General features: G+C 74.6%; 6 protein-coding genes. 4 read left to right on the top strand and 2 right to left on the bottom strand.

Features of this window, described 5'->3' with window-relative positions:
* The 4 genes from ACYVIP_RS01440 to ACYVIP_RS01425 all read left to right on the top strand — a co-directional run.
* Positions 1-883 (top strand): ATP-binding cassette domain-containing protein (locus ACYVIP_RS01440; RefSeq protein ID WP_460391087.1); only part of this gene is annotated, 883 nt, incomplete at its 5' end.
* A gap of 11 nt (positions 884-894) precedes the next feature.
* On the top strand, positions 895-2,028 hold the full coding sequence (locus ACYVIP_RS01435) for a GAF domain-containing sensor histidine kinase (RefSeq protein ID WP_460391086.1): 1,134 nt from the start codon (positions 895-897) through the stop codon (positions 2,026-2,028).
* A gap of 94 nt (positions 2,029-2,122) precedes the next feature.
* Positions 2,123-2,884, top strand: coding sequence for an ABC transporter ATP-binding protein (locus tag ACYVIP_RS01430; protein WP_460391084.1), 762 nt, complete (start codon positions 2,123-2,125; stop codon positions 2,882-2,884).
* Complete coding sequence (locus ACYVIP_RS01425) at positions 2,884-5,472, top strand: ABC transporter permease (RefSeq protein WP_460391082.1); 2,589 nt, start codon at positions 2,884-2,886, stop codon at positions 5,470-5,472. The genes ACYVIP_RS01430 and ACYVIP_RS01425 overlap by 1 nt, the downstream gene beginning before the upstream one ends.
* 79 nt (positions 5,473-5,551) lie before the next feature.
* Here ACYVIP_RS01425 and ACYVIP_RS01420 read toward each other — a convergent pair whose 3' ends face one another.
* Positions 5,552-6,187 (bottom strand): response regulator, encoded by a 636-nt coding sequence (locus tag ACYVIP_RS01420; RefSeq protein ID WP_460391080.1) that lies wholly within the window; start codon positions 6,185-6,187, stop codon positions 5,552-5,554.
* Between the two features lie 20 nt (positions 6,188-6,207).
* Complete coding sequence (locus ACYVIP_RS01415; RefSeq protein ID WP_460391078.1) at positions 6,208-6,954, bottom strand: maleylpyruvate isomerase family mycothiol-dependent enzyme; 747 nt, start codon at positions 6,952-6,954, stop codon at positions 6,208-6,210.
* Between the last annotated feature and the right edge of the window lie 33 nt (positions 6,955-6,987).

Here is a 6,987-nt window from a genome sequence, read left to right as displayed (position 1 = left end):
GGCGTTCGGCGCGTGCGCGGCCACCCTGGTGATCACGCTGGCCGCCGGCGCGGCCGCGGTCGCCGGCGCCGACCTGGCCGCGGCGGCGGTGGCCGGGGGCACCCTCGACCCACTGCTGGCGCCCGTCCCGGCGCTGCTCCCGCTGGCGCTGGCCGAGACCCTCGCCCTGCTGCCGCCCGCCGCCCAGCACCGCGACGCGCTGCGGGCCGCCATCGCCCGTCTCGACCGCCGGCCGCCAGCACGGCGACCCGTCATGACCGGCCAGGACATCGACCTGCGCGACGTGGACGCCGGCTGGCCGGGAGTCGTCGAGCCGGTGCTGCGCGCGGTCACCCTGCACATCCCGCGCGGCACGCACGTCGCGGTCACCGGCCCGTCCGGCGCCGGCAAGTCGACCCTGTTGGCGCTGCTGCTGGGGTTCCTCGATCCCACCAGCGGCACCGCGCGCGTTCCGGCGAGCGTGGCCTGGTGCCCGCAGGACCCGATGCTGGTCGCCACCACGGTCCGGGAGAACCTCCGTCTCGCCGACCCGGCGGCCACCGACGACCAGCTGGCCGACGCGCTGCGCCGCGCCGGGCTCGGGCACTGGGCCGGCCGGCTGGACACCCACCTGGCCGGCGGCGCCGCGAGCACCTCCGGCGGCGAGGCCCAGCGGCTCGCGCTGGCCCGCGCGCTGCTCGCCGACGCCGACGTGCTGCTGCTCGACGAGCCGACCGCGCACCTGGACGCCGCGACCGCCGAGGCGGTGCTGGCCACCATCCGGGCACAGCGCCGCACGGTCGTGCACGTCACCCACCGGCAGGCGGAGGTCGCGGCCGCCGATCTGGTCATCGAGCTGGACGCGGCCGGCCACCTCCGTGCCGGCACCGCATGCGCCGCCTAGATTTGGCGGCGATGGAACCCGACCTGGCCGCCCGCGCGCTCGGCGCCGCCACCGAGATCGCCACCGCCGCACTCTCCGGCGACGACCCGGAGGCCGTGCTGCGCCTGGTCGTGCACCGCGCCGCCGACCTCGCCGAGGCCGACCTCGGGCTGGTCATGGCCCGCGCCGAGGACGGCACGCTCACCGTCGAGGCCGCGCACGGCGTGCCGGACGTGCTGGCCAACGACCCCGTCGGGCTGGTGCTCTCCGCCCGCTCGTCGGCGGCCAGGGTCGCGCGCAGCGGGGTCGCGGTCACCGTCGACGACGTCTGGAGCGACCCGCGAACCGCCCCGTTCGTGCCGCGTGAGCTGCGTACCTACGGGCCGTTCGCGGCCGCGCCGTTCGGCACCGCGCAGCGCAGGCTCGGCGCGCTCACCGTCTACCGCCACCGCGGCGCCCGGCCGTTCGACCGGACCGCGATCGACCTGCTCACCGCGTTCGCCGCGCAGGCCGGCCTGGTGCTGGTGCTCGCCGAGGGCGCGACCGCCCGCGCCCGCGTCGGGCTCTACCAGGAACGCGCGCGCATCGCCCGCGACCTGCACGACGTGATCGTGCAGCGGCTCTACGCCGCCGGCATGCAGCTGGACCTGCTTGCCCGCCGCCCGGCCCGCAAGCTCGCCCGCGCCGACGCCACCCGGCTGGCCGAGGCGGTCGACCAGCTCGACGCCTCCATCGCCGACGTGCGGGCCGTGGTCCGTGCGCTGCGCAGCCCGGAGCCGGGGGAGGCCGGCACCGATCTGGCCGAGTCCGCCAGGGGCGAGGTCGCCATCGCGGGCGAGCTGCTCGGGTTCGCGCCGACCCTGGAGATCACCGGCGACCCGCGCGGCCTGCCCGCCGAGCTGGCCGACCACGCCCGAGCCGCCCTGCGGGAGGCGTTGTCCAATGTGGTCAGACACTCCGGCGCGCATCAGGTCAGTGTCCAGATCGGACTCGGCGACGAGTTGACGCTGACCGTGCGCGACGACGGTTGCGGCATTCCGGAGGGCGTGACCCAACGCGGCCTCAAACATCTCGAGGAGCGCGCCGCCCAGGCGGGCGGCCGGTGCGAGATCGTCTCCTCCTCCCGGCGCGGCACGACCGTGACCTGGGTGGCGCCGCTGGGGTAGGGCTAGCCCCACCACGGATCTCCCGGCTTGCACCAGTGTTCCGGCGCGCCTGACCAGCCAGGATTCTCCCTGTGCGGCAGACAAGGAGAACACGATGAACCCGGTCGTCCACCTACAGGACGTGCGCAGGACCTACGGCGGCAAACGCAACAGCGTGACCGCGCTTGACGGGGTGAGCGTCGGGTTCGCCCAGGCCAGCTTCACCGCGGTGATGGGCCCGTCCGGCTCTGGCAAGAGCACCTTCCTGCACTGCGCGGCCGGGCTCGACCGGCCGACTTCCGGCAGTGTGCTGCTGGCCGGCGAGAACCTCGGCGAGCTGTCCGAAGTGGCGCTGACCAAGCTGCGGCGCGAGCGGGTCGGCTTCGTGTTCCAGGCGTTCAACCTGCTGCCGGCGCTCACCGTGCAGGACAACATCACGCTGCCGCTGCGCCTTGCCGGCCGCCGGGCCAAGCCGGCACTGGTCGCGCAGGTCATGGAGCAGGTCGGGCTCACCGCGCGGCGCAAGCACCTGCCCGCCGAGCTGTCCGGCGGCCAGCAGCAGCGGGTCGCGATCGCCCGCGCGCTGGTCACCCGGCCGGCCGTACTGTTCGCCGACGAGCCGACCGGCGCGCTGGACACCCGCACCGCCAGGGACATCCTCGGCCTGCTGCGCCGGTCGGTCGACGCCGCCGGCCAGACGATCATCATGGTCACCCACGACCCGGTCGCCGCCGCCTGCGCCGACCGCGTGCTGTTCCTCGCCGACGGCAAGCTGGTCGGCGAGCTGCGCCGGCCGACCGCCGAGGCGGTCGCCGAGCGGATGACCCACCTGGGCGCCTGGGCCGAACGTGCCGCGGCCTCGACGGGAGCCGGGTGATGTTCGGCATCGCACTGCGCACCCTGCGCTACCGCAAGGGCGCGTTCCTCGCGACCTTCCTCGCCATGACCTTCGGCGCGGTGATCGTGCTCGCCTGTGGCGGTCTGATGGAGACCGGCATCCGCGGCGAGGTGCCCGCCCAGCGGCTCGCCGGTGCGCCGATCGTGGTCACCGCGGGCCAGACCTACAGCCTGCCCAAGGAGAACCCGGCCGACCCGGAGGAGGACGTCGAGAGCGGCACGCTCGCCGAGCAGGTCCGGCTGGACGCCGACCTGATGTCCACAGTGGACTCGGTGCCCGGGGTGGCGGCCGTGGTCGGCGACGTGACGGTGCCGGCCGCGCTGCCCGGCGCCGGTCCGGTGGCCGGGCACGGCTGGTCCTCGGCCGAGCTCGGCGGCCACACACTGGCCGCCGGCGCGGCCCCGGCCGGCGGCCAGGTCGTGCTGGACGCCGCGGCCGGCCACCAGGTCGGCGACCGGGTGGAGCTGGTCGTCAACGCCAGGACCGCGACGTTCACCGTGTCCGGGATCGGCGAGACACCGGGGCTGTTCTTCGCCGACGCCGACCTGGACACGCTCACCGGTCACCCCGGCGAGGTGAACGCCATCGCCGTGCGGATCGAGCCCGGCGCGGACCTCGACCAGGTGGTCGGCGCCGTCGACGAGGCGCTGCGCGGGTCCGGCGCGCTCATCCGCACCGGCAACGACCGGGGTGTCGCCGAGTTCCCGGAGGCCACCAAGGCCGGCGAGTCGCTGATCGTGCTGTCCTCGGTGTTCGGCGGCATGGCGATCAGCGTCGCGCTGTTCGTGGTGGCCACCACCCTCGGGCTGTCGATCCAGCAGCGGCTGCGCGAGCTGGCGCTGCTGCGGGCGATCGGCACCACCCCCGGCCAGTTGCGCCGGATGGTGCTCGGCGAGGCCGTGGTGACCTCGCTGCTGGCCACCACGCTCGGTGTGGCACTCGGGGTCCAGTTCGGCCAGTGGCTGTTCGACCGGCTGGTCGGTCGCGGCATCGTGCCGGCGGCGATGGAGTTCCGGCTCGGCTGGATCCCGATGATCGTCGCCATCGGCTCGTCGCTGTTGATCACGCTGGCCGCCGGCTGGGTCGCCGGGCGGCGGGCGGCCAGGGCGCGGCCGACCGAGGCGCTGGTCGAGGCCGGTATCCAGCGGCGGTGGCTCTCGCCGGTGCGGCTGATCCTCGCGCTGCTGTGCCTCGGCGGGGGGATCGCGCTGTTCATCGTGACCATCGCGGTGATGACCGGGCCGATCGCGGCGAGCACGGCCGGACCGGCGGTGCTGCTGTGGGCGATCGGGCTGGCGCTGATCGGGCCGGGCATCACCCGGGTGATGCTGGCGCTGGTGCGGGGCCCGGTGCGGCTGCTCACCGGCACCGCCGGCTACCTGGCCACGCTCAACGCGAAGACCAGGACGGTGCGGTTGGCGGCCGTGGTCACCCCGGTCATGCTGGCCACCGGGATCGCCACCGCGAACATCTACCTGCAGACCACGACGGTGGCGGTGGCCAACGAGGCCTACGCGGAGAGCCTGCGGGCCGACCTCGTGCTCGAGTCGGCCACCGGCGGGCACGCGCCCGACCTGGTCGACCAGGTGCGCCGGGTGCCCGGGGTGGCGGCCGCGTCGGAGCTGGTGACCAGCACCGCGTACGTGGCGGCTCCCTACGACGACTCGCAGAGCGAGGACGGCTGGCCGGTGCAGGGCGTGAGCGCGGACGGCGCGGCGCGCACGAACGCGGTGTCGCTGACCGAGGGCGAGCTGGCTGACCTGCGTGGCGACACGATCGTGCTACCGGTCGAGCACGCGGCCACGCTCGATCGAGGAGTTGGCGAGCAGATCACCATGCGGATGGGTGACGGGGCGGACGTCGACGTGCGGATCGTCGGCCTCTACCCGGGACGCGAGGGCTTCGAGACCGTGCTGATGCCCGCCGACCTGGTCGCCGAGCACACCACCAGCGGGCTGCCGCCGCAGATCCTGGTCGCCGCGTCCGGGGACGTGCCGCTCACCGAGCTGTCCTCGGCGCTGGCCGGGCTGGCGCCGGGCGTCGTGGTCGCCGACCGGGACGCGCTGACCTCGGGTTTCGCCAAGGAGCAGGAGCTGGGCGCCTGGATCAACTACCTGATGGCCGGCATGATCGTCGCCTACACGGCGATCTCCATGGTGAACAGCATGGTGATGGCCACCTCGGCCCGGCGGCGGGAGTTCGGCCTGCAACGGCTGACCGGCTCCACCCGAGGTCAGGTGCTGCGCATGATGGGCGTCGAGGCGGGCATGGTGGCGACGATCGGCGTCGCGCTCGGCACACTGATCACGGTGGTCACGCTGCTGCCGTTCACCCTGGTCACCGACGGCTCGCTGTTCCCGTCCGGGCCGCTGTGGATCTACCTGACGGTGGTCGGCACGGCGACCGTGCTGACCGTGGGCGCGACCCTGCTCAGCACCTGGCTCGCGGTGCGCCCCCGCCCGGTGGACGCNGGCACGGCGACCGTGCTGACCGTGGGCGCGACCCTGCTCAGCACCTGGCTCGCGGTGCGCCCCCGCCCGGTGGACGCCGCCGCCGCGGCCAGCTGACCGCAGCGAAGGGTCCCTTCACTGCGCCGGACGCAGCGAAGGGACCCTTCGCTGCGTTGAGGCGGGGATCGGGGCGGGGTCAGGGGCGGGGTGGGCGGCGGGCTATCCAGGCGATGGCCTGGGTTCGGCGTTCCATGCCCAGTTTGGCGAGCACCGAGGTCACGTAGTTCTTCACCGTCTTCTCGGCCAGGAACAGCCGCTCGGCGATCTGCCGGTTGGTCAGGCCGTCGCCCAGCAGCTCGAGCACCCGGCGCTCCCGCTCGGTGAGCGCGGCCAGCTCGTCGGTCTCCGCCGCGCGGCGCATCCGGTCCAGCACTCGCGCGGTGGTCACCGGGTCGAGCAGCGACCGGCCGGCGGCCACCTCGCGCACCGCGTGCACCAGATCCTGCCCGCGCACCTGCTTGAGCAGATAGCCCGACGCCCCGGCCATGATCGCCTCGACCAGCGCCCGCTCGTCGTCGAACGCGGTGAGCACCAGGCAGCGCGGGGCCGGGTCGCGGGCGCGCAGCGTGCGGCACAGCGACACCCCGTCGCCGTCGGGCAGGCGCACGTCGACCACCACCACGTCCGGCCGGGTGTCGCCGATGCGGACCAACGCCTCGTCGACCCCGGCCGCCTCGGCGACCACCTCGATCCCCGGCTCGCCGTCGAGCAGGTCACGCAGGCCGCGGCGGACCACCTCGTGGTCGTCGACGAGCGCCACCCGTACCGGCATACGCCAAGACTAGGACTCCGCTACTGCGTCGCCCGGCCGAGGAGCTGGTGCAGCTTGCCGACCGACCCCCGGTTGCCGTCCAGCTCGATCGCGTCGTTGCCGACCCGGCGCCACAGCCAGCGCAGCACGGCGTCCGCCTCGCCCCGCACCACTGCGTCGGTGTCGGCCTGGCCCTGGATGACGCTCACCACGTCCGGCCCGAGCGCCACCAGCCAGCTCACCCCGGGCACGTCCACCCCGACGGTGTCGCCGTCGCAGACGGCCAGCAGGTCGGCGACCTCGTCGGGGAAGGTCGCCACGCCGTAGGCGAGGAAGCACTGGAGCACCTCGTCGATGCCCGCCACCGCCAGCTCGACCGGGATCGGCGCCGGGGTCACCGCCGCGGCCAGCTCGGCGTCCACCCGGTGGATGACCGTCTCGAAGGCCATCCGCCTGATCCAGAACCCGACCGTCTGGTCCGGCTCGTACCAGGTCGGCGCGAAATCGGCCGGTTCGCGGGCGGCGAACTCGGCGATCAGCCGCCGGTAGGCGTCGTCGAGGGCGGCCAGCGGGTCGTCGCCGAGATCGGCGGGCGGCCACGGGCGGGGGAACTCGCCCCGGCGCATCGCCTCGGTCTTGTGCAGGTACACCTCGGCCTGGTGAAACGCCAGGTCGGCGCCGGTCCAGCCGGGGCAGCTCGGCACTGGCTCGCCCAGCGCCCCGGCCACCACGGCTCGCAGCCGCCGGAAGTCGGCTGCCAGGTACTCGAGATATCGCGACTCGTCCACGGGGGGAGCAAACCACGCGGCACCGACAGTCCG

This window comes from Actinophytocola sediminis (genome assembly GCF_054779715.1).
Note: the sequence above shows the minus strand (reverse complement) of the source record. Positions and strands in the feature narration are given on the sequence as shown.